Source organism: uncultured Meiothermus sp. (genome assembly GCF_937863175.1).
Taxonomy (GTDB): Bacteria; Deinococcota; Deinococci; order Deinococcales; family Thermaceae; genus Meiothermus.
Genome location: NZ_CALMCQ010000296.1, coordinates 1 through 2,528 on the forward strand (window position 1 = coordinate 1; position 2,528 = coordinate 2,528).

Annotated in this window: 4 protein-coding genes; 2 read left to right on the top strand and 2 right to left on the bottom strand. The window is 59.0% G+C overall.

The genetic code is table 11. The annotated features are described in order from the left end of the window. Together Q0288_RS11305 and Q0288_RS11310 are read left to right on the top strand one after the other, a co-directional pair. Window positions 1–640, top strand: a 640-nt coding sequence (locus tag Q0288_RS11305; RefSeq protein ID WP_299430460.1) for a S8 family serine peptidase, incomplete at its 5' end; no start/stop codon positions are given. Window positions 641–803: 163 nt separating this feature from the next. Continuing rightward, complete coding sequence (locus Q0288_RS11310; protein ID WP_299430462.1) at window positions 804–1,199, top strand: hypothetical protein; 396 nt, start codon at window positions 804–806, stop codon at window positions 1,197–1,199. On the opposite strand, the gene Q0288_RS11315 is transcribed toward Q0288_RS11310, so the two are convergent. After that, the gene (locus Q0288_RS11315) at window positions 1,183–2,295 is read right to left on the bottom strand and encodes an aminotransferase class I/II-fold pyridoxal phosphate-dependent enzyme (protein ID WP_299430464.1); all 1,113 of its coding nucleotides are present in this window, start codon (window positions 2,293–2,295) and stop codon (window positions 1,183–1,185) included. The genes Q0288_RS11310 and Q0288_RS11315 overlap by 17 nt on opposite strands. 130 nt (window positions 2,296–2,425) lie before the next feature. Then, the coding region (locus Q0288_RS11320; RefSeq protein ID WP_366914756.1) for a 50S ribosomal L9 C-terminal domain-containing protein at window positions 2,426–2,528 on the bottom strand (103 nt) is incomplete at its 5' end.

Sequence of the window (2,528 nt, forward strand, 5' to 3'; positions counted from 1 at the left end):
CAGGCTCTTAATCGTGAAGGGACTGACGTACTTCGGCGGAACCACCTATATGCTGACCAGGGCCCTCAAATACGTGGCAGACTGCGGGGCCAGGGTCTCCAACAACTCCTGGGGCGGCTCGCAAAAAAGCAAAGCCTTCGAGGATGTCCTCCGGTACGGAACAGCCAGGGGACATGTGTACGTCTTCGCTGCCGGCAACTCCTTCGACCTTGGCAACCCTCCCTCCGACCCGGTGCAGAACAGTATTAGCAATCCTGGGGTGATTGGGGTAGGGGCCATGAGCGCCAACAACCTTCGTACAGCGTTTTCCAGCACTGGGCGCTATGTGACGGTAATTGCCCCCGGCAACGCAATTCTCTCCACCATACCCCAGGAACAGGGCAACCCTGGCGACCCCTACGGCTTCTTGCAAGGCACCTCGATGGCTGCGCCGCATGTGGCCGGGGTGGTGGCCCTGATGTTCTCTGCCCAGCCCAGCCTTACCCCCCTCCAGGTACGAGTAGCGTTGGAGCAAACCGCCAATGCGACCCTTACCGCCCAGCTCGCCAAGCCCGACTATCAGGCAGCCATTCCAGGGCAGTTTGGCTATGGTCTGGTGGATGCTAAAGCGGCGGTAGACTACGTGAAGGCAAACTACTAGGCCAGGTTTCGTGTGTAAAGTCGCTCGTCCAGCTCATAGCCGCAAATTTTGAACTACCTGTCCTAAAGCACAACCGATGCCGCCCATCCGGGCGGCATCGTCTATGAAGGGGAAGTTAATCCCGCCCCAGAGGCCCCTCAGTCTCTGGAGTTATGCTTATCCAATGCAGTGGATACTGGTTTTGTTAATCGCAGGTCTGGCGCTGGCCCAACCTGCACCCATTCCACCGCCCCGCCCACCCGAAGAGCCCCCTGGAGCGGGGATGACCATCGAAATACAGGTACAGCTGTGGAACAAGCCTGCCGAGGGCCTGATCTTGACCCTGGGCCGTCGCAGCGCAGAGGGCCGTCCCATTGCGAATAACATCCGGCCCGCCATGCGCGTCAGCAATGCCAGAGGAGTGGTGCTGTGGTCGGGCCTGCCGGACGGAGTCTGGATCGTCAACCTGCGCGACCCCAGAACCGGGTTTGCCCTCTCGCTGCCGGTTCAGAGCGAGTTCCTCAATCAGCCCATCCAGATTGGGCCCTACACGGTTCAGCTCTTTATGGCACTGCCTTGAGGTAGGCTTCCAACCGCGCCAATGCCTCGAGCATATTCTTGCGACCAAAGCCCAGGCGCAAAAAACCCGGGCGGTCATAGACCTCGCCTGGAACCAACAGGGTGCTCTGCTTGTCCACCAGGTCCTGAACGAAGGCTGCCGAGCTAGTAGGGAGTTTGAGCTTTGGAAAGGCAATCGGCCCGGCCACTGGTTTTACCCAGGTCATTGCTTCCGACCAGCGCTGGAAAAATCTGTCCAATAGTTCTATGTTATGGCGTACAATTGCCAGGTTTCGCTCGAGCAGTTTCCCCCGGTTTCGTAAAGCCAGAGCTCCTAAAAACTCGCTCGGAGCCGAGTTGCAAAGCGAGGTATAGTCCTTCAGCTCTTGCAGCCGGGCAAAGATTTCGCCATCCCGGGTGGCAATCCAGCCAATCCGCAGCCCCGGCAGGCCATAGCTTTTGGACATCACCCCCAGGCTGGTAGCTCTGTTGTAGAGGTCGCAGACGGCGGGCAAACGGTGTTGTGGAGCGTGCTCGAGCTCCCGATATACTTCGTCAAAGAACAGTCGAATCCCCCGTGAGCGAGCCAGTTCAACCATAGCTTGCTGCCCAGCATGGCTCAGGTGTGCGCCGGTGGGGTTGTTGGGGGTGGTCAGCACAATGAGTCTGGTGTTGGGCCGGATGTTCTTTTCCAACCCGTCGAGTTCCATCGCCCAGCCATTCTCGAAATGCAACGGCCACTCCGTCACCTCAGCCCCCGTAGCCCTGGCAACTTCGAGGTGGGACTGGTAGCAGGGCGTTTGGATGATGGCATGGTCGCCCGCCTGCAACGCTGCGTTCAGATACCAGAAGATAGCCTCTTCCGCTCCGGCAAACACCAGCACTTGCTCTGGGGCAGTCGCGCTATAGATTCTGGCGATTTCTTCGCGCAGGTAGGGTGCTCCAGGGGCTTCGGTATAACCGAGCCAGTGGTTGTGAAACTGTTCTGTGGCTCCCGGCTCCAGCGCCAGCAGATCGCCAATGTTCACCGACTCGCTGTCCGAGCCGCCCAGCATGTAACGGGCGGTGAACTCGAAGGGAACGAAGAAGCGCTCGAGCTTGAAGGGTTGCAGTCTCACCAGGCCAGTTTTTCACAGCCCATCACCTGCAAATGGTGTTGTATCGCCCCATACACCAAACAGCATGCCGCCAGATCTGGCGGCATATATCTACCGGCTTTGGGCCTCCAGCTACTGGCGCTCGGCTTCTTTACGCCTTGTCGGCCACCACCAAGACCTTAAGGGTCATGGGAACCTCGGGGTGGGGCTTGTAGGCCAGGGTGTAGTCGCCCAGGTCTTTGATCGGCTTGTCC